We start from the raw sequence: 21,882 nt of genomic DNA, 5'->3' as shown, positions 1-21,882 counted from the left end.
GCGGTTTTTTATTATCTCGTTTTTCTCTTAATGTGAGTCAGTTTAGCTGCGCAGGATCTGGAGTGGCAGGCTTAACATATCATCGCCCGTGCCTGCTAAGTGCCAGATAATCCCAACGAGGGCGGCAACGGTCACTAAGTACCAAATGGTTGAGAATATCTGCCCATATCTGTCTAGCGGCAACAGGTGGCTTTGATGACGAGTACGCCATTCAAATACAATTTCTAAGCTGCCGATAAGTAGCAAGAAACCGAGCAAGGCTAAGCCTAAGGTGTAGCTGATATACACCCCAAAGGCGGCGCCAATCACACAGGCGATTAAGCCCATGATGCTGTTCATCGAGAAGCTAATGCTCTTTAAAATATGGCCGCCATCGAGGGGTAAAATCGGCAATAAATTAAACAGGTTAAGTAGCGCGTTAAAGGCCGCAAGCCCCGCAAAGAAGACATTGTCCGTCATGTGGTAAGCGATAAGCGAGCCTACCGACATCAACAGGCCGAAGGTTGGCCCCATAATCGAGATGACCACATCCTGCCAGCGGGTGTTAATCTTTTCATCGCTGAGGGCGAGTCCCCCCATAAAGGGGATGAGATATATCCCTTTGGTTTTCATCCCAAAATACTTCATCGCGCGAATATGGCCGTACTCGTGGAATACCAAACAGGCGATAAGTGCCAAGGCAAATTGGAAGGAAAACAACCAAGAGTAGGCCGCCACACTCGCGCCCGCGAGAACCACTTTGATGACCTTAGTGCTTTTGAGTAGCTTAAATCCAAGGGAAGCTAAACCAACAAAGCTAAATTTTTGTGGTGTAGTCACTGGGATTTCAGGGGTTTGGCGTTCGATATCTTTTTCGGTACGAGTGCCTTGGGCAATCACTTCTTCATCAATAAGCAGTCGATAGTCGAATCTAAAGGGCTGCCAAACCACATCAGTTTCAAGCCGCACAAGGATTTTATGCTCAAGAACTTGCGCTTCGCCATGCTCGCTGGCCAATTGGCTATGTTGTTGCGTGAGTTCAAATTCATGGACTTTGAGACCGCCATTATCCACTGAAGCGGCTTTTTGTGAGACTAAGGTATTGTCCCAAAAGAGTTGTTGCCAACCTGCGAGGGAGCCTTCCAAACGCAGTGATTTGCCTAAGCAGTCAATCTTAAGTAGTTCCAATTTAGGTTCCGTTTGTTGGTGTATCCGAATGATGTCCAGCGTTGATTTGGCACTTTAAGGCAAAGTATGCAGACCAATCGCTTTGGACATAACGGGCTGGGCCGTTCGTGATAAATTATGCCTGCTAAATGTGGTTGAGGATATTAGCTTTTTGGATCATCTCGTTGAAGACTGTGAATCCTATCAGATTTTACTTTGCTTCTGCTTAGTCATCTAAGCTATGGACGATTTCCATGCCTTGGGCGAATGTTGTAAAAGCTAATTTGGCCACACAGCATTGGCCCATGGCATTGGCATGCTTTTGTACCCATTTAATAAAATCGGTGAGGGGCAATTTGTGCTCTTGTTTTAGCAGGTTAGGTAGCTCACCAATAGGATCTTCATGAATAGTGGTTGGGGTGGCGCGGATCAAATATTGGTTACCTAAGCTGTCGAGTAACAGGTCCGTATCGATAAGTTGATGCTGGTAAAGGCAGGCGAGTTCTAACCAATCACGTTGATGGCCAAGATAAAGGAGTTCATCATTTTGAGTCAGCTTAACTACTGCAGGCCATTGAATATCAGCCATTTTTACTTGAGTCATGTGTATTCCTGGGGCCATGTTCTACTTCAACCTATCACATTTATCCTTATCCCCCAACGCTGGCGTTTACGTGGGGAATCGTAGGCAGTATGCCACCGACTAGGTCAAAGAAGAAAGCCATTGAAATTTTATTGGGTGAGAATTCACTCGTGGATAACAATGAGGGGGTTATGATTGAAGCAGCAGCCCTAAGGGGCGCGCCACGTTGAATGACATGTGCGCCCTTAGTAAAACGCTTTGAACGTTATTTAACTGGCTGCCGCTTGTGCTTTAGGTTTGGCATTGTAATCAAAGTTAATCTCTTGATTAAGATTGGTGATGGAGCAAGTGCCATGTTCGCGGGTAGTTCTATGATTAGCTTGGCCAATATGAAATTCGACATTGAGGAATACATGCTTAATCACATCGATGTGATACTTATCGAAATAACTTTCCACTTCCTGTTTTAGGCTATCAAATTCGAGCTCTTCACGGGTGCGCTCGTTTAAAATCCGGTTCTTCTCATCGAGCATCATCTTAATCTGCTCAATCATTACTGGATCATTTTGCCATTCGGATTTTGGGGGAAGTCTTTTTAGGCGAGCTTCAATATCGAGGGTGGCTATCACCATTGATTGGACACTTTCCTCCAGCTGTTTGAGGTTTTGCTTGAGCTCGCCTTGCTCCATTGCACAAAAGACTTCTGTTTTTGTCCCCGCAGTGGCACCAATAGCAACGGCAATGAGTCCTTTTTCAGCATGGGCGACGCCACCAATTAAATCGCCGCGGCGACCGCTAGTGTCACTTATCGTCAGGGTTCCTGCGGTTTTGGTATTACTATGAAGTAATTGCTTAGTGATCAGAATATTCCCCTTTGCAGTTAATTGGGAATATTGCACAAACTGGGCGCTGATTTGCCCTTGAGCAGTGAGGTTAGTCGAAAACTCATTGACGCGAATTTGCCGACCAATAACGCCTTTACTAACGGTAATATCGCCTTCTGCCTCAAGGGTCGCTGAATCGACAAAGCCCATCACAGTAATATCACCGGAGCTTTTCACTATCATGCCTTCGTGTACATCTCCAGTGATTAAAATACTGCCTTTAAAGGTGACATGACCCGTGCTGATATCGACATCTTTTAGCTGTAAAACATCATCAACATTCATGCCTGTGCGGGTTTCAACGGGTTGCCCTGCTACAGTGGCGATGAGTTTGTTGGGATCATTCGGATGGATGCTGGTACCTGTTCCAGCTAGTAAAGGCAGATCCCTGCCAGGCTTTTGCTTAAGAACTTCTCCTTTAATGTTATAACCGGGAGAGCCTTCGGTCCCTGGGTGTTTGATCATCAAAATATCGTTAGGCTTGACCATTATCATGGAGCCAAGATTACGCATATCCACAGTACCATCTTCGCGCTCCTGCGGCTGGAGTAAGCGCTCACGGGCCAGCGAAACCTTACGCTCTAGCACGGCATTTTGGCCGTTTACTGGGTGCTTGCCTTGGGCGATTTCACTTTGACAGCTATCGCCGGGTTTGAGCTTGGTGATTTTTTGCAGCAAGGTTTGGATTTTAAGTTTGCTTAAGCCCATGCAAACATTATTTTTTTTAAGTTCAGTAAGAATTTCAGGTAAGTCGACCGCTTTACCTCCACAAGGGGCGGTTAGGGTCATGGTGGCGAGCATTTTATCTGGGCTGATTTCAATCTTAACGCTACCATCTCGGCGTTCAGCCAGTACGGAAAACAGTTCAAATTTACCATCTTCTTGATGGTACAGAGAGTTGGTTTGCGCCACCACTTTATCGATGGCCTGATCAAGTGGATACAGTGAGCAAAACTCTGGGAGCGATAACAGGCGCATCACATCATCACGGGTGATGGGGCCATGCTCTTTGGGGATCAGGCGTAATTCCGCCTTGCTTTTGTCACTGCTTAACTCGAGGAGTTCAGGGGCCAACATAGAGCGCTTCCTTACTCGTTTGTTTTATTATTGTTTTATCGGCTAACGCGAGTATAACAGTAGAAACTTTGCGCAAAGAAGCCTTTTCGACGCGAAAAAATGTAAATGTTGTGATTTTGTTGTCATGGTCTATTGGTTGATTTATCAATAGATTTTTTATTTGATTAACGATAGTTAATCTAGTGTAATCTCTGGTTTTTTTCAAAATCTCAGCACGGGTGTTGATTGGGAAAGTTTTTTTAGCTTAACAAAAAATAAACTTTACAACGCTGTCGGGTATGTTAGGGGATAGGTAGACTGGACAAAATTCTTGATAATTTAGCGTTTACTGCATTTGATACTGTTCACAAAATGATGAAAATCTTATCTAGATAGCAGCAAGTGTTCGGCTGGGAGCGCGACTTTATTGAGGGCGTTCTTAAAGGGATAAGGTTTCTATCCAGATGGGGCGGCGCGTTAAAATCTTCGAGTAATCTAACTTAGGGGCAAACGTGAACTAAGTGCTTTGCTTCAATTTGTGGGGTTAGGACTAAATCGTGAGGTTAGGATTTAAAATTCTATGGCTTAACATTTGATAACCCTTTATCACTCGCAAAGTACACCCCCATGAGTCAGCTCAAATAGAGGTTCCTTATTGCTTGGCCAGGTCGGCTTTTCTATGGGAGATTCAAAAGTCGTCAGCCAAACTTCAAGCTCACCGGAGCCTGACAAGCATCCCATATAGGAGAAACACATGCCGCTATTTATCATGTTATTGGCAAATTGAATTGCCTCTTCAAGCGAGCCTTCTTTCTTGTTATGGCTGAAGGTTTCATCGTCCCACACCCAGTTAATAGGTGCCCCATTTTCATCACAAGCAAGGTATCTTACGTTCTTATAACCTCCGCTAGCTGCTGTTAATGGATCCAGAAAGGATTCTCTGATTTCTGAGAATCTCTTTTTAAATTCTTCAATGCCGATATTTTTACTCATAATGTGCTTCATACTTGCTCTAGAGGTTAACTATGCGCGCCCGCGCGCGAACCTTGGTGAGCGTCGCTGCGGCCGCAGGCCGCATGTACCTACCACAATTGCCACCAAGGCTTTTTCACACCATTGTGAGTTACTTTTAAATATTGTGGCTCGCTTCGGCCTCCGTCTTTGGAGACTGCGACTATTTTAACGGTTATGTCTATAGGCTCTTGCTCGGTAGTACGGCCATCATTCCATATAAAAAAGTATTCATCTGAACCGGTGTGGTCGCTCTCTAAAATCATCGGTTCAGGATAAAAAAGTTGGTCTTCAAATTGGTCTTCTTCAATGGCAAATATAAAGCCAGTGTCTTTCTCGGCAGAGGTTGTAACTAAAGTAAGCACTCCTGCATCAGCACAGGAACCAGCACTACCGCTCTCTCCACGTGAAATAGACTTCACTGAGAACGATGGTTTTTGGGGAATGGTATTGCCTTCATTGGTGTGTTCAAAATCAATAAACGGTCTGTCAAACGAACAAGCAAACGCATTCCCATAAAATAAAACCGCTGAAATAGTTACAAAAAACTTCATGGAGTTTCCTAGTACAGTTAACTATCGCCTAAACGGCGAGCAACTTGTTGCGAGTCTAGCGGCCGCAGGCCGCGATGTTTAAGGCTATACACTTATGGCAACTTCTCAATTTCTTGAAAGGCTAACCCAAAGTAATGAGATTCCATTATCTTAACCTCGCCATCAACAACACTGAAAATAACTTTGCCTTTATTATGACTTTCAAAAAGTCTTCCATCAGTCGATTTTAAGTAATGAAACGCTTCAGATGTGAAAACTGCATCTTGCCCAGTTTGAGCTATTTCAATGACCTCGGATATTGTTTTTTCTTTAGCAAGAGTGACATAGCATGCATCCATCGCGTCCTTAAAAACAGACATTGCTTCATCGTAACTTTGCTCTTGAACAATCTCTTTGCCATCAACAACGCTGTAATTAAAGAATTTAGTCTTTCCAAAATAGTATTTTGTTGATTCCTCAAAATCACAACGACTTGAAGCATTAGAAATATGATCGTTAATAGCATCGATCATTTTTTTATCAAGGCTAAGCGCAGTAGCTGCGCTAATTACTATTGAAATCAATATGGTACAAGCAAGTAAACATTTTCTGATTTTATGCACGATTCTTCCTTGGTGTATAACGCCCGCAGCACAGGCCGAAACCAGTGCAGCGGTTGAGGTCTAGGCCACGAAGTGGCCGAATGTGACTGCGTTTGTTAGGAGTCTAGGCTGTCACCATGCTGAAAATATATGATTTTGTCTTTGGTTAAATAATTTGTTGCCCACGTAGGCGAGTTAATTGATGCAACCGAACCGTCCTTTGCAATCTTTGTTTTAGAGCGAGCAAATACGGCGTATTCATGAATATCAGGTAAAGATACTAACTCTTCGTAAAGGCCGAGTGCAGTATAATTTTTGGCCTGAAGTTCATAGTGTTTTGCAATCCCTGATGGTATCAAAAAGAACTCTTCGTCCTCATCCCAGTCAATAGCCTCGACATCCTTAAGATAAATTGTCCCGTCTTTATCTTCCGTATACTCGGCAAAACCTACAGCAAAAGATTTAAACTCTTCATTCATCTCGAATGCTCTTTTGAGGTCTTCAACTATATGATGGACTTTCAAATTGACTCCTAACGCTTTGCTTTGGGGCGCGCACGGCGCGTCCCGCGAGTGAAACGAGCAGACAATAGCAATTTGTTATGCATTGTTTGAAGTATATTTTGATGCGATTTCATATGCGCTCCAATTCCTCTGAAGCCATATGCATAGATTCAAATGTGTTAAATGCCACCAGAGCATACCCTTGCCTTTAAAATTTCCCTCCCTTAAATGCTGAAGCGCTATTTGAGAGCTCATTATGGATAAGCGGTCATTTAGCGAATCTGTATTTACAGGCGTTACAAGGTCATTTACTAATGCTGTGAATATCCAACTGTATATCCAGTAAGGTGTAATTGATGCGCATTGATCTGGGGAACATTTCTCTTTTGATTTCCATAACTCAATGGCTTGCGCTTGGCTTAACCCAATATTGGACTTCTCTGGCATTTTCTCTACGAGGTTAATCGTATACGTATACATGCCCAAAGGAAAAAATAACATGGCAACAAGAACACTAAAAAAAAGCCACGCTATTACTTTTTTCATTTGGGTGGAGACTTCCTTGATGCATAACATTTTATTCATGCGCATGCGCGTTTACCTAGTTGAACCAGTGAAAACGCGCACGGTTAACTATCTGTATGCAAAGAACTTATCAGCTTTTTGCCGCTTTTCATATAAGTAATCCATCTGGAAAAACGCGCATGCGCGTTTCCCAAACCTATTAACTAAAGTCAGCTACTATAGTCACTTGATTTTATAGCATTTTATTTGTTGCAAATGGAATTAGTGTGCACCGTTCCTGCCTTAAAATCATACAAAAATGCCTAAATTTAAATATGACTGTGTCCCCATATATTGTTAGTCGATTTCTGGTAAGGCCAAACATCGGTAAATAGATAAGAATTGTATGGCAGCAGGAGTGGGGATTTTCGATTGAGCTAACGAGCCGAAGCATGGAATGGAGCATTAGCTTTTTAGTCAGATGAAAAGTTCAATGCTAATAAATGCTATTTAAGAGATGGCTGCGTTAACTTGTTGGTTTTTTTTGATTTCAAAATGGGCGTATTTGATAGGGACGGCGTTATCTTCGTAATTCTTAACGAGTCTTTATTCCTTGGTGCAGCATCGAGTCAAATTAAGTTAGCCCCACTCATAATCGAGCGGGGCGAAAGATTAGGCCTGTTGGAAGGAATAGAGTTTGTACTTGTTGTTTTCCGCTGGCACGGCTAATTGGCCAAACTCGGCGGCGATGGTGTCCGAATAGGGTAGGTGGCGGTTAGCGACGATTTGCCAAATCCCTTTAGATTGTAATTGCTTGGCGCTATCGGCGACAAAGCGTTGGGCAATGCTAGTGGTGCTGGCAAGGCCATCGTGGAAGGGAGGATTGGAGATAATACCATTGAATTTTCCACTGGTTTGCGCCAGTCCATCGGAGGGATAGATCTTGGCCGTCATGCCGTTTGCTGCCAGCGTAAGTTCGCAAGACGCCAACGCCATGGCATTGATATCAATACATTCTAGCGACAGTGTCGGCTGCGCCTTTAACAGCGCAGCGGCAATGACGCCGGCACCGCAGCCAAAATCCAGTACTCGACCTGAAAGCGTTGGCAGATGCGACAGCAATAGCTCTGTGCCTTGGTCTAAATGCTTTTCACTGAACACACCGACTAAGTTGCAGATGGTGATATTGCCCTGCGGGGTCGAGAGTTGATACTGGCTGGTCCAATCGCTGAGTTTAATCTCAGGCGCGGTATCGATTAGGCTGCTGCCAAAGAGTAGGCAATGGCGCGCGTTATCGAGTTTGACGCCTGTGGCAAAGTATTTCGGCAACAGTTTGACTAAGGATTTAACCCCGCCTTTGTTCTCACCCACGACTAAGAGCTGGCCATCGGCTACTAAATGCTGAGCGGCCAGATTAAACAAATAGGGTGCTAACGGTTTAGCCTTAGGAAAGTACACAATCACAGTGTCGTACTTATCTTGATGTGGTAGTTGATGGCCAAAATAACAACGCAGTTTGCCATTGGCCTGCGGCGCTAAATGCAGATAATGGTGGTAATCCAAGGCGAGGGCATCGACGGACTGGGCGACATCGAGCAGTGCTTTGGGCAGTGAGTCTGCCTCATGGTTTAGCACTAAGACTTTATGTTGGCTCAGGGTTTCCTGATTGCGGATAATGACTTGCGATGGATTCGTTAACACTGCATGGCTACCGTAAAAAATAAGTGCGGGCATTATACCCCTTATTCGGCTACGAGCCAGCCTGCATGCCGCCGACTGAAGGGATGCCGTAAAACAGCGCTCACTCGAATGGTGCAGAATGAAAGCCAATAAAAAAGGCAACTGTGTTAACATGGTTGCCTTTTATCTGTTAGCCGGCGCGATATTCGCTTGGTTTATATTTAGCTAATCGCAGTAAATTAGCCCTGTGGCTGCACTGGTGCTGGAGCTGGAGTTGATACAGGTGCGGGGGCTTTTTGCTTTTTAGGCTTAGGTAACAGGCTAAAAATCTTATTGGCGATATCTGTATTGTCCTGATGACCGTTAAACAGCCCTGCTGCGGGACCTGCGGCAAACACTTGCACATCGGTGCCTGTGTGTCCGTCCGTTGTCCAACCCGTATCGGTACGTTTATCAATCACATGACGAATAGCCATTGCCATGGTTTCTAAGCCCTGCATTCTGGCTACATTGAGTTTAGACAGTTCTTCTTCCGTTAATTCAAACCCTAAACCACGGGATAAGTCGGCTTGCCAGGTTTCGCCACCGATAGCGGCTTGCGCTAAGGTATCTGAACTGGCGGAAATATTACGCAGGATCTCAGGATTCCAGTTGTAGTTTCCATCGACACCAATCGATAAACCACCGGTATTATGGTCGGCGGTGATCACCATTAAGGTATCGGGATTTTGGCGTACGAATTGCTCAACGACTTCAATCGTATTGGCAAACTCATCCATTTCGCCCATAGCGGCGGCGATATCATTGTTATGTCCCGCCCAGTCGATAAGGCTACCTTCGACCAGCAGTACAAAGCCTTGATCATTTTGCGACAGTAAACTGAGGGCTTTTTGGGTCAAGGTGCTGAGTTTTTTAGCATCTTTTTCATCTATGGCCCAAGGCAGTTGTACTTCGGCAAACAAACCTAAGACCTTAGGCTGGGTAATGCTGGCCAGATCGTCAAACCGGGTAATATGTTGATAGCCCTTGGCGGTGAATTGGGCTAACAGCTCGGGTGGAAAGTACTTTTGCCCGCCACCTAAAAACACATCGGCGTTGGTGTCGAGATAACTTAATGCCAGTGCATCGTAATTTTTACGGCTCTCGTTATGGGATAAAAAGGCCGCTGGCGTGGCATGGTTGATTTGCGACGTGACTGCCACACCCGTGCTCAAGCCTAAGGATTTGGCTTTTTCAAGAATGGTGGGCAGTGGCTGTTTTTGGGTATCAACCGAGATGGCGCCGTTATAGGATTTGACTCCTGTCGCGAGGGCGGTTGCGGCGGCGGCCGAGTCGGTCACATAACCACTGACACTGGCGGGATACGTGCTTGCCATGCCAACCAATAAACGGTCAAAAACGGTTTGTTCGACTTCTTCGGTATCTGGATTGTCCTTGTAATAACGATAGGCACTGGTATAGGAAGGCCCCATGCCGTCGCCAATCATAATCACAATATTTTTGGGGCGTGATGGCGCCTTGGCTGGGCCCGTCTCATTCGCCCCAGCTTCCGCTGCAAATACGGGGCTTGAGAGCCATAAACTCATACCAAGCAGTAACAGTGGCGCTTTGGTGAAACTCATATCAGATCCCTAGAAGTCGTAGGCGCTCTTAAGGCGCCTTCAATGAATATTATTATCTTGTAGGTGTACAAGCTTACTGGGCGAGACGGGCTTCGATGGCATCGAACAGCATGCCAGTAATGTCCACATCAAATGCCGCTTGGATTTCGCGGATACAAGTCGGGCTAGTGACGTTAATCTCGGTCAGCTTGTCACCAATCACATCCAGACCCACAAAAATCAGCCCGCGTTTTTTCAGCTCTGGGCCAATGGCACGGGCGATTTTCCAATCTGAGTCCGATAGCGGTTGGGCAACACCGCTGCCGCCTGCGGCCAAGTTACCGCGGGTTTCGCCTTTTTTCGGAATGCGCGCCAAGGCGTAGGGCACGGGCTCGCCATCCACCACCAGAATGCGCTTGTCGCCCTTGGTGATTTCAGGAATAAAGGCCTGCGCCATGGCGTATTGGTTGCCGTATTGGGTCAAGGTTTCGATGATCACCCCAAGGTTAGGGTCGTCCTGCTTGACGCGGAAAATCGAGGTGCCGCCCATGCCATCTAGTGGCTTGAGGATAATGTCGCCCTTGGCTTGGTGGAACGCGCGAATGCGATTGGCATCGCGGGTCACTATGGTCTCTGGCGTAAATTCGCTAAACCATGCGGTGAATAGTTTTTCGTTGGCATCGCGCAAGCTTTGTGGCTTGTTGACGATTAATACACCTTGTTCTTCGGCGCGCTCTAACATGTAAGTGGCGTAGATAAATTCGGTATCGAACGGCGGGTCTTTACGCATTAACACCACGTTCAGATCGCTCAGCGGCGTGTCTTGGGCATCGCCCAGTTCAAACCATTTATTGGCATCGTTGATGACTTTTAATGGACGCATATTGCCCATGGCTACGCCGTTGACCATAGCAAGGTCGGCCATTTCCATATAAAACAGTTGGTAACCCCTTTCCTGCGCCGCCATCAGCATGGCAAAACTGGAGTCTTTCTTAATGTTGATCTCACTGATGGGGTCCATCACTATGCCGAGTTTTATCATTAATCTGTTCCTTATTGATTGCCGTCGCAGGCAAAAAGCATTTATGGATTAGCCAGTAATCAATTCGCTAGTTAGCGGTTAACCTTTAACCTAAATCACCGAATCGAAGTTGCAGCGCGGTAATTGCCGTGAGTGAGGCGGTTTCAGTGCGCAGCACTCGGGGGCCGAGTAACACGTCGGTAAACTGATAGGTTTCCGTCATAGCGATTTCTTCCGCCGATAATCCCCCTTCGGGACCGATCAGTAGGCGTACGCGGGTATGGGATAAATCTAAGCCATTGATACCGTGCGCTGCCCTTGGATGCAAGTTGAGTTTGAGTGCGTTAGTCGGTTCGCTGCACCATTGCTGTAATTCCATGGCGGGGCGAACGATGGGCACTTGGCTACGGCCCGATTGCTCACAGGCGCTGATCACTATCTTTTGCCATTGCTGGATTTTCTTTTCGAGACGCTCACCAGTGAGCTTGACGCCGCAGCGGTCAGAAAATAGCGGCGTAATGGTATTTACCCCTAGCTCAACGGATTTTTGAATAGTGAACTCCATCCGATCGCCACGGGAAATCACTTGGCCTAAATGCAGGTTGAGGGGCGACTCCGATGGATTGGCCTCACAGGACAGCACTTTTACCGTGACCGATTTTTTACCCGCATCGACAATTTCGGCAAGATAATCATTACCATCGCCATTAAACAGGCTAATTTGCTCGCCACTGCCCATACGCAGCACTTTGCCGATATGGGCTGCGCCATCTTCGTCTAGATTCAGCTGTTGATTTACGGCTAATGGCTGAGGTTGATAAATTCTTGGAACTCTCATTGTCGACCTTATTCGGTTAATTGTTGGCGCAGTGGTGGTGCATTGCAGGCATTCTGCACAAAGGGATTATGATTACCTTGGATCTGCGCTATGGCGTTATCGCGTTTGCATTCAATAGTATCAACTGGATAGCTTTTATCCCATGCTTTGAACAATTTTAATTGCTGTGAGGCGATTTTAAGGCCATAGGTCTGCTGCATATACAGGTAAGTGCGGGCTATTTTGCCGCGGGCGTGAGCGGGTGGCTGGGCTTGGCGATTCTTAAAGTCGATAACCATAGCGCATTGACCATATTGGTCGGCCTTACCGTTCCATTGGCTAAAACGGAAGTTGCTGCGATCGCCGTTCACTTCACCAATGGCGGGCACCAGATTGTGCATGTCCGCTTCCATCTTATTGAATTCTTGGCTGTTATCGGCGCAGTTTTTACGGCCACCCTTTTGCCAGCATTGTAATTGGTGACCAAACTCCCATGCAGGGACTATATGCTCCCACTCGATACGGTTGGCGCGGGTTTCTTGTTTACGCACTTGATAACCGCAGCTATTTAGATCGGGCTTCCAGGATTTGCCCTTAATTTGGATAGTGCAGCCACAGTAAAAACTGACAGCGGGCAAGGTGCCTTGGCGACTGCCTTGGTATAAGGATTGAGACAAGACCTTGGCTTGGCTAAAACTATTGGGGTGCGAAGGAGAGGCATTGGCTGAGGCCAACACCGCCAGCCAACTGAATAGGCACAGCAAGGTTTGCCGAGACCTTAAGGCTATCTTGGAGTTGTTCAATATTTATCCCAAAAATAATCAATACTACGCAAGCCTGTGGCTCGTCTTTTATGTCTGAATGGTAAGGGAAATACCGCGTCCTATGCAAATCGCTCGTACTTTTGGCCGAGGATTTTTACGCTATGTGGGTTATTCGGTTGCTTCGGTAAAGGTGAGGTGGGTATGGCAGCGTTTACACAGATAACGGGTTTCACCACGCAACACTTTATTATGGCGGCGAATACTTAGCCGAACTGGGCCGCAGGCACAGTGATACTCAAAGTCTTTTCCTTTAACCGACTGAGTATCGAAACTGTGGGTGGTATTGGGGCTCACCTTAAACAGCTTGAGCATGATGGATTGCCACTCGCGGCCATGGGGTTTGGTTTTGCCAAAGAGTTGGAAGCAGAGTAAGTGGCTTATTTCGTGGGGCACTACTTCGGATAAGAAGGCTTCGCTATTTTCCCTGAGTAATACGGGGTTAAAGCGCAGGCGATTCTGCTGCAAATGCGCTGTGCCCGCACTCCGTCCCCGCAGGGTAAATTGGGTCAACGGCCGCGCAAATGGACGCTTAAAGTAGATTTCTGCCTGCTGATAACAGTCTTCGATACGCGTAAGGATTTGCTGCTGCACTGGTGTCAGTGGCTTTGGCTGCTGTTGTGGCGTGTTGGTTTTCGCCATCTTGGTCGCAGTCGGCGTGGTGATACTCTCGGATGAGATAGCTTTACGGCGCAGGCTATTGAGTAGGGATCTCGGGTTAAACATAGACTTAGGCGTTAACTCTTATTTTGCAAAGCATCAAGTGTGGCTAGGTGTGTCAGATGGATACCATGATGCGACCCGATAAGGCGCATAAAGCAAGCGTTTGCATCATAACCAACGCTTGCTGACAATGCCAGTATTGCGGCGGTTACAGGCTCGCCGCGGCCTGCATCACCATAGTACGCACTTGCTCGACAATGGCTTGTTCGGTGGCATTGTCGTAGCCCTTCACCCTCGGGGTGTGGATATGGCCCACCTTAGCGCGGCTATTGAACTTTTGCTGTAACACAATGGCGCGATAAGAAATCTCGTTTGAGAGATACCCACCACCAGAACCTTCGACCGAGGTTTCATTTTGCAGCTCGCTTAGGGAACTGGCATTAAATTCACCGCGCGCTAGGGTGGTCACAGTATGGTTATCGTTGACTTTCCACTGACCATCTTGCACTTGCATCGCTGCGACGGGTAATGAAAATTCAACAAATTCAGGGCCGATAAAGTTTTTACCGTTGAGTTTGGGGGCGATAGGCGCGGTTTTGCTTGCGCCTGTGTATAGATTTTGGTTATCGGGCGCTGCTGCACTACGGTTACGGCCTGGGAAGCGTTCAATATCAAAGTCGCTGCGCCCCATGCTGACGGTAAAGATAAACTGGGTTTTAGGGTCGCGATAAATGGGGCTGAGTAAGGATTCGATAATACCTTGGTCGAAATCCTCGAAGCGTACTGGGATCATGGCGGTTTCGATTTGGGCCTTTTTGCCATTGATATCAAATCGAAAACCATCGAGGGCGAGGGCGACTAAGCCCGAAGGATTGCTCTGACTGATGTCTTTGTCGAGGAAGAAGGGGTCGAATCCCGTCATGAAGATTTTTATCTGCACATCATCATCGTATTGGATATCACTGAAGCCTCGCGATGCCCTCTCAACCGCGCTGGCTAAAATCTGTTGCTGCCAATCAGCCATTTTAAAGTTAGCACTGTTGTTTTTAAGGCTATTTAACATTGAGAGTCGCGCCCAATACAGGGATCTGTCATCAAAGTGTCCAGACTGCACATCACGCACAGCCTGTTGCCATAATCTATGTCCTTGGCGGGCGGCAAGTTGGGTTGCGTCGCGTTCATTTTTCTGTGCGGATAATTGATTCGCTAAGCCTTCATCCAATGCTTGATAACGGTTTACCACTTCAGCCATGACTTTTTCAGCGGTAGGAATGCGAGACACTTCCACATCGCCGAGGAGTTGTACGGCACCAGCGGTTTGCGCCACTGTGCTAGCGAGGATAAAAGCGAGGCAGGGCTTTAACATTGGCGTTTCCTTTTTATTTTAATCACTTATTTTGCTGGAAATAGACGATGTTTCTAGGGCGTTCAGGCTTACTTCATCTTAGAAATAATGAAACTTATGCCAAAAAGCCACAATGATTGTTTTGAGTATAAGAGTTTACCTATAGTGATTCGAGGATCTTATTCCTATTTTGCATATCAGATCGATACTGACGAGTTGCTATGATTTTGGACTGGCGTTTAGTTGGGATGGCTAATAGTTAAATCTTGTAAAGTTTGTGCCTGATTGTTGCCACAATTGGTCAGCAGTTTGCTAGGGAATGAGAGGGCAGAGAATGATAAGCTTAGCACTTAATTTGTATGGATATATTGCATTAAGCAAGGGGACGTTATGCGTGTATTAGCCTTATCGGCTGTGTTTTTGGTTGCATCGATTATCGGAATGCCTGCGGTAGCAAAGGAATGGCAAGAAAACAAAAGTTGGAATGCTCACTTTACTGAACATAAATCACAGGGCGTAGTTGTGCTCTGGAATGAGAATAAGCAGCAAGGATTTACCAATAATCTTAAACGGGCGAACCAAGCATTTTTACCCGCATCTACCTTTAAAATTCCCAATAGCTTGATCGCCCTCGATTTGGGCGTGGTTAAGGATGAACACCAAGTCTTTAAGTGGGATGGACAGACGCGCGATATCGCCACTTGGAATCGCGATCATAATCTAATCACCGCGATGAAATATTCAGTTGTGCCTGTTTATCAAGAATTTGCCCGCCAAATTGGCGAGGCACGTATGAGCAAGATGCTACATGCTTTCGATTATGGTAATGAGGACATTTCGGGCAATGTAGACAGTTTCTGGCTCGACGGTGGTATTCGAATTTCGGCCACGGAGCAAATCAGCTTTTTAAGAAAGCTGTATCACAATAAGTTACACGTATCGGAGCGCAGCCAGCGTATTGTCAAACAAGCCATGCTGACCGAAGCCAATGGCGACTATATTATTCGGGCTAAAACTGGATACTCGACTAGAATCGAACCTAAGATTGGCTGGTGGGTCGGTTGGGTTGAACTTGATGATAATGTGTGGTTTTTTGCGATGAATATGGATATGCCCACATCGGATGGTTTAGGGCTGCGCCAAGCCATCACAAAAGAAGTGCTCAAACAGGAAAAAATTATTCCCTAGAAGTGGTTAGCGCGTATTTGTGTGAAATAGCCGTCATATAAGCTGTAAAGATATATGGACAAAATGCTGATGCTCGATGCGCTTGTAGTTAATGGCTCATACTTAATCGGTTAGGCCTAATCGACTTAAGCTCCGCGCGTTAACTTTTAGCCTGAGCATTAGCATCACATTCCTCAACGTAAAAAGCCTAGCCAATTTGCTAGGCTTTTTTGTTATCTAAATGGTCATGGTCACTCAACATTGGGATGTGTATAAAGGAATGGCGATGTCAGTAAAGGTGAATGCCGCTGCGATAAAGTGCCTAGCCCATCAAGGATTGTAGGCTTTCTTGGCTGCTAAAGCGTTTGACGAAAAAGTCCAAGAAGGCGCTGATATTGGTGGCTAATTGTCTGCGGCTCGAATACACCCCGTAGACCTTAAAGGGTTCAATCGGCCATTCCTGTAAGATTGGCACTAGCTGGCCGTTGGCGAGTTCGGTTTTGCAGGCGGAGTTTGATAGCATTGCAATCCCAAAGTCATCGAGGGCTAACTGCTTAACCATAATCGGGCTATTGACCCTGACTTTACGCTGAAAGTTTACCATGGTTTTGCGAGCACCTTTGCCTAAGGGCCATATGGGTGCTGAGCGGGATGTTCCTAGCAGAATACCACTATGATCGCTCAGCTCCTTAGGTGTTGCGGGGGTGCCGCGTGCTTTTAAATAGCCAGGGCTTGCTACCAGAATTGGTTGACGCTCGAACAGTAATCTTGCAACAAGATCAGAGGATTGCAGTGGCCCATATTTGATAGCTATGTCATATCCTTCACCCACCAAACCGATATCGTTGTCGGTAAACTGGACATCTAATTCCACATTGGGATATAAACGCATGAATCCGCTACAGAGGTTAGCAATTAATTCTTGGCTAAAAGAGACCGGAATGGCTATCCGTAATGATCCTGATACATCATCATGGGTACTCTCGATAACAGCCTTGGCCGCTTCCACCTCATTGCGAATGGAATCACAGTGTTGATAAAAGAGTGCCCCGACTTGGGTAAGACTCAGGTTACGGGTGTCGCGTTGTAGCAATCGCACGCCTAGTTGTTCTTCAAGCTGCGCGATTTTGCGACTTATGGTGGATTTTGGGTGGCCGGTTTCACGTGCAGCTTGGGAGAATCCCTTTGCTCTCACTACGGCTGCAAATAGCATCATACCGTTTAAATCTGGCATGTTTTTCCCACTGTCTCATATTTGGAACATAGCGTCTTATGCAGTTTAATGGCATTTGGCGGGATAACAAAGTTATATTTATTGGCTAAAAATTTTCAGAGGCTAAAGCAGAGGATCTTTTGATGACCAGCAATAATCAGCCCAAACACATGACTCAAGCCCAAACGCCCGATCCGCTTTTTTTACAGGCCGAGCATTTGGCAAAGGATTTTTCTCTGTTTCCTAAACACAGTAAACAGAGCTTATCAGAAGAAATTAAAGGCCTTTTAAATGAAGATGCCATTCAGGCAAATTTAAAAGACTTGGCATCGTTAGATGTTGACGGTTATGTCGCAAAAGTGATCCAACCGACCCAAGACAAAGGTCGTCCTGGTGCTAAACGTATCATTGCGGACCTAAAGGGGCGCTTGATTACCGAAACTCACTTGGGCTCTTTCTACAGTGCTGAGGTCGAGCTGAATTTCGGTTCACGCACTCGTCGTATCGGCTTTATTGCTCAAGAGCGCACAACGGCTAACGGTGCATGGATGCCTGAGCATCACTATGCCGCCTGTAAAGCGATTCGTCATTTTGCCGAATTGTCTATGCCTATCGTCTATTTAATCGATACCCCAGGGGCCGATGCTGGCGAAGTGGCCAACAGCCAAAACCAAGCACATTCTATTTCTAAGGCGATTGCCGAGAGTGCCAACGTTGACGTACCGACAGTCGGTATCGTTATCGGTGCGGGTTACTCGGGGGGTGCGATTCCATTAGCGGCGGCCAACATCCTGTTATCGCTGCGCGATGGTATTTTCAACACGATTCAGCCACAAGGTCTACAAAGTATTGCGCGTAAGTACAACCTGTCATGGCAGGAATGTGCTAAGTCTGTGGGTGTGTCTCCAGAAGAGCTTTACACCGCCGGTTGTATCGATGGCATTATCGATTTTTCTCCAGGTGACCGTGACGAGCGTCAGCACAATTTACGCCGCGCGATTATCAGTAGTATCGAAGCGGTTGAGCGCGCAGCAGTGAACTTTGTACGTGAATCTAAAGATTTACGTGAGCACTATGACCGCAGTTTAGCGCGTTTCCTTAACCCATCTAAAAACTTGATGGCATTGGAGTTAAACGCTGAATTGGCTGTGGCAACGAGCCCAACCAACCACCACAACTTGTTTGGTAGCGCTTACCGTTACCTGCGTTATTTAACGCTGCGTAGCCGTATTCATTCGATCTCTCAGGAGCAATACGGACGTTTGTCACGTGTTAGCGTGCCTGAAGGTGACTTGTTAGCGCGTATCCAGCAAGAGCAAGATCGTGTATTCCAAGCTTGGCTATCTAGCCCTGATAAGCTGGTTTACGATGAAGATCTGAACAAATTGTGGGCGAACTTTATTGCTAAGCGCGATGAAATTTCAACCGAACGTAATATGCTGACACGTTTTATTTTGGGTGAACCAAAAGAAAACTATAAAAAAGCTCGTAAGGCACTGTTATTTAACATCGGTTGGTCTTTATATCACCGTTGGAAGAGCAACGCGGCAAACAACTTTAAGGGCTTAATTCAGCATCTTGAAAATCTGCCTAAGTCTGTAACTCAAGCAAAATGGCCTGAGCTTAATCAATTGACTGTGCTCGATGTCGTTGTAAACGATGAGCTGCGTGAAGACTTTATTTGGCAATGCCATAACATCCTGATTTTTAACTCACTTTACGACAACGTTGTGGGTAGCTTAGCGTCTATCGCGAAAGAAGCCATGATGTCTAAGAGTCTGTCACGCAACTCTGTGAACAATCTACTGCACAAGTCGATTGACCATGCGCTGTCTACTCAGGATACCGCAAACGACAAGGCTAAATTCTACAAGTGGCTTAAGTACTTTATGAGCCAATCTAACCGTGCCGATCTCTTGGTGCGTGTAGAGCAGTGGAAGAGTGTGGGCTTCCCACAACTTAACGACAGTTTATTCGTTATCCTGACTTACTTCTTCGAACGTTTATTGCCTGAATACTTCGACAGTGAAAGCGACCACAGCAAATACACTGGTGCGATTAACCCTGTGCGTATCGGTCGTCGTAAGGACTTCTGGAACCGCTTGACCATGGGTTATCAGGACTTACTGATCCAAAAAGTATTACGTGACGAAAAACGTACCGGCAAGATGACGTGGGAAAATGTGATTAAGCAATTTTTCACTAATTTCGACGAAATCAATGGCGACAAAATGTCGGCTAACTTGCTCAACTTCCCTGGTTTCCGTTTATCCATTGAAGATGCGTTAGATAAAGGTATTCGTCCTTGCGGCCTGATCACTGGTATTGCTGACTTTAAAGAAAAGGGACAAAAAGTCCGTGTGGGTCTGGCGGTATCTAACACAGCATTCCAAGCGGGTGCCTTCGATATGGCGAGTGCCGAGAAATTCTCTGCGCTGCTGATCGAATGTGCTAAGCGTAAATTGCCAGTAGTTTGTTTTATCAGCTCTGGCGGTATGCAGACTAAAGAAGGTGCTGCGGCTCTGTTCTCAATGGCTGTTGTGAACGACCGTATCACACGCTTTATCCGTGATAACGAGTTGCCAGTACTGATGTTTGGTTTTGGTGACTGTACCGGTGGTGCGCAAGCGAGTTTCGTGACTCACCCATTAGTGCAAACCTATTACCTGTCTGGTACTAACATGCCATTCGCGGGTCAAATGGTGGTTCCTGCTTACTTACCTTCAACGTCGACTCTGTCGAACTACTTGTCGAAAGTACCAGGTGCAATGGCGGGCTTGGTCCACAACCCATTCAGCGAAACCTTAGATAACCAATTGGCGAGCATCGATCCTCTGATGCCAATGCCAACGGCGAAGATTAATGACGTAATCATCAATGCTCTGTCGACTCTGGTTGTTGAAGCGCCTGTTGAAGAAGAAGTGATTGTTCAAAACGATCCTCGTAAGTTAATGAAACCAATTAACAAAGTATTGGTTCATGCCCGTGGTTGTACCGCTGTTAAGTTGATCCGTAAGGCCCACGATAACGATATCAACGTGGTATTAGTGGCGTCAGATCCTGACATGACTGCCGTACCTGCGGATATGCTGAAAGATTCTGACAAGTTAGTCTGTTTAGGGGGTAACACCTCTGACGAAAGTTACCTGAATGCTTACTCAGTGTTGAAAGTTGCCGAATACGAGCAAGTTGATGCACTGCACCCAGGTATCGGCTTCCTGTCTGAAAGTCCACAATTTGCGGCATTGTGTGTGAATAATGGGGTTAACTTTGTGGGTCCTAGCGTGCATTCAATGACGACTATGGGTAACAAGTCGAACGCGATTAAGACTTCACAAAGCCAAAACGTACCAGTGGTACCAGGTTCACACGGTATTCTGACTAACGCTGAGCAAGCGGTAAACGTGGCCAATGAAATTGGTTACCCAGTGCTGCTCAAAGCGGTACAAGGCGGTGGTGGTAAAGGTATTCAGGTCGTTAAACGTCCTGAGGATATGATTGGTTTATTCCAAAAAACCGCTACTGAAGCGGCAGCTGCCTTCGGTAACGGCGACCTGTACTTAGAGAAATATGTTACGTCACTACGTCATATCGAAGTGCAATTACTGCGCGACCAATTTGGTCACGCTAAAGTATTGGGTTTACGTGACTGTTCAGTACAACGTAACAACCAGAAAGTGGTTGAAGAGTCTGGCTCAACCATGTTGCCAGATGAACTGAAAAAACAAGTGCTGGATTACACCCGTGCCTTAGGTGATGCGACCGATTATATGGGCGCAGGTACTGTAGAGTTCATCTACAACCTAGACGCAAACGAAGTGTACTTCATGGAGATGAACACTCGTCTGCAGGTAGAGCATCCAGTAACCGAAGCGACTTCTGGTATCGATATCGTAAGCGCGCAGTTTGATATTGCTGCAGGTCGTTCAATCGAGCATTTAGAGCCGAAAGAAATCGGTTATGCGATGGAAGTGCGTGTAACGGCTGAGAAAGCCGCACTCGACAGCCACGGCGTACTGCAACTGGTTCCAAACCCTGGCAAGATCACCGAATGTGTATTCCCTGATCATCCAGATGTAGAAATCATCTCGATTGCTGCACCGGGTAAAGAAGTTTCGCCATACTACGACAGCTTAATTGCTCAGGTGATTATGCGCGGTGAAAACCGTGAAGACGTTATTGCGAAGCTACATGCTTACCTCGACAGCGTAGTGCTCAAAGGTATCGCGACTAACATTCCATTGCTGAAGTTAATCCTAAGCGATGGCACCTTCAAAGAAGGTGTATACGACACTAACTATCTGCCACGCTTTATGGCTGAGCTAGATATTCCAGCACTGATCGCTGAAATGGAAGCCGCCGCCGAAACCGTTGGGGTGGATACTGAGTCGCTGCGTGTGGGTGAAAGTAACGAGCTTAAAGTATTAGCCCAAGGCGCAGGTATCTTCTATACCTCTCCAGCGCCAGGCGAACCTGATTTCGTTAAAGAAGGTGATATTGTAACCGTTGAGCAAACCCTTGCCTTGACTGAAGCAATGAAGATGTTCTCGCAGGTTAACTTGGCTGGCTTTAACCGCCAAGGCGCCGTGCTCTATCCTGAGGATAAGAAGTACCGCATCGAGCGTATTCTGAACAGCAATGGTCAGCAAGTATCGCAAGGTGACCTACTCTTTGTTGTGTCACCAGTTGAAGATTAATCTTGTAAAAATAGATTAAGTAAACGAAATACCCG

18 protein-coding genes are annotated in these 21,882 nt (G+C 46.3%); 2 read left to right on the top strand and 16 right to left on the bottom strand.

Features of this window, described 5'->3' with window-relative positions:
- Positions 1-42 precede the first annotated feature (42 nt).
- From HG547_RS15875 to HG547_RS15805, 15 genes are all read right to left on the bottom strand, one after another.
- The gene (locus HG547_RS15875) at positions 43-1,167 is read right to left on the bottom strand and encodes a site-2 protease family protein (RefSeq protein ID WP_169548360.1); all 1,125 of its coding nucleotides are present in this window, start codon (positions 1,165-1,167) and stop codon (positions 43-45) included.
- Between the two features lie 205 nt (positions 1,168-1,372).
- Positions 1,373-1,750, bottom strand: a complete 378-nt coding sequence (locus HG547_RS15870) for a DUF4144 family protein (RefSeq protein ID WP_169548359.1) — start codon at positions 1,748-1,750, stop codon at positions 1,373-1,375.
- A gap of 248 nt (positions 1,751-1,998) precedes the next feature.
- Entirely contained in the window at positions 1,999-3,690 is a 1,692-nt protein-coding gene (locus tag HG547_RS15865) for a FapA family protein (RefSeq protein ID WP_169548358.1), read from the bottom strand.
- 585 nt (positions 3,691-4,275) lie between these two features.
- The gene (locus HG547_RS15860) at positions 4,276-4,662 is read right to left on the bottom strand and encodes a hypothetical protein (RefSeq protein WP_169548357.1); all 387 of its coding nucleotides are present in this window, start codon (positions 4,660-4,662) and stop codon (positions 4,276-4,278) included.
- Between the two features lie 89 nt (positions 4,663-4,751).
- Positions 4,752-5,234, bottom strand: a complete 483-nt coding sequence (locus tag HG547_RS15855; protein ID WP_037428911.1) for a hypothetical protein — start codon at positions 5,232-5,234, stop codon at positions 4,752-4,754.
- A gap of 92 nt (positions 5,235-5,326) precedes the next feature.
- Positions 5,327-5,836 (bottom strand): hypothetical protein, encoded by a 510-nt coding sequence (locus tag HG547_RS15850; RefSeq protein ID WP_169548356.1) that lies wholly within the window; start codon positions 5,834-5,836, stop codon positions 5,327-5,329.
- 95 nt (positions 5,837-5,931) lie between these two features.
- Entirely contained in the window at positions 5,932-6,339 is a 408-nt protein-coding gene (locus HG547_RS15845) for a hypothetical protein (protein WP_169548355.1), read from the bottom strand.
- A 75-nt stretch (positions 6,340-6,414) separates the two neighbouring features.
- Positions 6,415-6,909: a hypothetical protein gene (locus HG547_RS15840; protein WP_037428907.1), complete on the bottom strand. Its 495-nt coding sequence runs from the start codon at positions 6,907-6,909 to the stop codon at positions 6,415-6,417.
- 585 nt (positions 6,910-7,494) lie between these two features.
- Positions 7,495-8,523, bottom strand: a complete 1,029-nt coding sequence (locus HG547_RS15835) for a methyltransferase (RefSeq protein WP_169548409.1) — start codon at positions 8,521-8,523, stop codon at positions 7,495-7,497.
- A gap of 218 nt (positions 8,524-8,741) precedes the next feature.
- A complete protein-coding gene (locus tag HG547_RS15830; protein ID WP_169548354.1) occupies positions 8,742-10,124 on the bottom strand; it encodes an alkaline phosphatase in 1,383 nt (460 codons plus the stop codon).
- 73 nt (positions 10,125-10,197) lie between these two features.
- Positions 10,198-11,145 (bottom strand): glutathione synthase, encoded by a 948-nt coding sequence (gene gshB, locus HG547_RS15825; protein WP_144376397.1) that lies wholly within the window; start codon positions 11,143-11,145, stop codon positions 10,198-10,200.
- A gap of 85 nt (positions 11,146-11,230) precedes the next feature.
- Positions 11,231-11,962, bottom strand: a complete 732-nt coding sequence (rsmE, locus tag HG547_RS15820; protein ID WP_037428904.1) for a 16S rRNA (uracil(1498)-N(3))-methyltransferase — start codon at positions 11,960-11,962, stop codon at positions 11,231-11,233.
- 8 nt (positions 11,963-11,970) lie between these two features.
- Positions 11,971-12,747, bottom strand: a complete 777-nt coding sequence (endA, locus tag HG547_RS15815) for an endonuclease EndA (RefSeq protein WP_348981366.1) — start codon at positions 12,745-12,747, stop codon at positions 11,971-11,973.
- 126 nt (positions 12,748-12,873) lie between these two features.
- A complete protein-coding gene (locus HG547_RS15810; protein WP_169548352.1) occupies positions 12,874-13,488 on the bottom strand; it encodes a SprT family zinc-dependent metalloprotease in 615 nt (204 codons plus the stop codon).
- Between the two features lie 145 nt (positions 13,489-13,633).
- Positions 13,634-14,791, bottom strand: a complete 1,158-nt coding sequence (locus HG547_RS15805; protein ID WP_169548351.1) for a hypothetical protein — start codon at positions 14,789-14,791, stop codon at positions 13,634-13,636.
- A 369-nt stretch (positions 14,792-15,160) separates the two neighbouring features.
- Here HG547_RS15805 and HG547_RS15800 point away from each other — a divergent pair, with 369 nt between their 5' ends.
- Positions 15,161-15,958 (top strand): OXA-48 family carbapenem-hydrolyzing class D beta-lactamase OXA-48, encoded by a 798-nt coding sequence (locus HG547_RS15800; protein ID WP_015059991.1) that lies wholly within the window; start codon positions 15,161-15,163, stop codon positions 15,956-15,958.
- Between the two features lie 301 nt (positions 15,959-16,259).
- Here the strand turns inward: HG547_RS15800 and HG547_RS15795 are convergent, their stop codons facing one another.
- The gene (locus HG547_RS15795; protein ID WP_015586033.1) at positions 16,260-17,171 is read right to left on the bottom strand and encodes a LysR family transcriptional regulator; all 912 of its coding nucleotides are present in this window, start codon (positions 17,169-17,171) and stop codon (positions 16,260-16,262) included.
- Between the two features lie 122 nt (positions 17,172-17,293).
- Between HG547_RS15795 and HG547_RS15790 the strand changes: the two genes are divergently transcribed.
- Positions 17,294-21,847, top strand: coding sequence for a biotin carboxylase N-terminal domain-containing protein (locus HG547_RS15790; RefSeq protein ID WP_037414507.1), 4,554 nt, complete (start codon positions 17,294-17,296; stop codon positions 21,845-21,847).
- Positions 21,848-21,882 lie beyond the last annotated feature (35 nt).

The sequence above is a fragment of the Shewanella sp. DNRA4 genome, assembly GCF_012843185.1.
In the GTDB taxonomy this organism is placed as follows: Bacteria; Pseudomonadota; Gammaproteobacteria; order Enterobacterales; family Shewanellaceae; genus Shewanella; species Shewanella xiamenensis.
The sequence above is the reverse complement of the archived record's forward strand: the minus strand, read 5'-3'. Positions and strand labels throughout refer to the sequence as shown.

What these genes read in the sequence shown, in the direction of transcription:
- gshB (WP_144376397.1), bottom strand. Translation starts at nt 11,145, where the DNA reads ATGATAAAACTCGGCATAGTGATGGACCCCATCAGTGAGATCAACATT.
- HG547_RS15795 (WP_015586033.1), bottom strand. Translation starts at nt 17,171, where the DNA reads ATGCCAGATTTAAACGGTATGATGCTATTTGCAGCCGTAGTGAGAGCA.
- HG547_RS15870 (WP_169548359.1), bottom strand. Translation starts at nt 1,750, where the DNA reads ATGACTCAAGTAAAAATGGCTGATATTCAATGGCCTGCAGTAGTTAAG.
- HG547_RS15830 (WP_169548354.1), bottom strand. Translation starts at nt 10,124, where the DNA reads ATGAGTTTCACCAAAGCGCCACTGTTACTGCTTGGTATGAGTTTATGG.
- HG547_RS15810 (WP_169548352.1), bottom strand. Translation starts at nt 13,488, where the DNA reads ATGTTTAACCCGAGATCCCTACTCAATAGCCTGCGCCGTAAAGCTATC.
- HG547_RS15800 (WP_015059991.1), top strand. Translation starts at nt 15,161, where the DNA reads ATGCGTGTATTAGCCTTATCGGCTGTGTTTTTGGTTGCATCGATTATC.
- HG547_RS15790 (WP_037414507.1), top strand. Translation starts at nt 17,294, where the DNA reads ATGACCAGCAATAATCAGCCCAAACACATGACTCAAGCCCAAACGCCC.
- HG547_RS15805 (WP_169548351.1), bottom strand. Translation starts at nt 14,791, where the DNA reads ATGTTAAAGCCCTGCCTCGCTTTTATCCTCGCTAGCACAGTGGCGCAA.
- HG547_RS15855 (WP_037428911.1), bottom strand. Translation starts at nt 5,234, where the DNA reads ATGAAGTTTTTTGTAACTATTTCAGCGGTTTTATTTTATGGGAATGCG.
- HG547_RS15860 (WP_169548357.1), bottom strand. Translation starts at nt 4,662, where the DNA reads ATGAGTAAAAATATCGGCATTGAAGAATTTAAAAAGAGATTCTCAGAA.
- HG547_RS15865 (WP_169548358.1), bottom strand. Translation starts at nt 3,690, where the DNA reads ATGTTGGCCCCTGAACTCCTCGAGTTAAGCAGTGACAAAAGCAAGGCG.
- rsmE (WP_037428904.1), bottom strand. Translation starts at nt 11,962, where the DNA reads ATGAGAGTTCCAAGAATTTATCAACCTCAGCCATTAGCCGTAAATCAA.
- HG547_RS15840 (WP_037428907.1), bottom strand. Translation starts at nt 6,909, where the DNA reads ATGCGCATGAATAAAATGTTATGCATCAAGGAAGTCTCCACCCAAATG.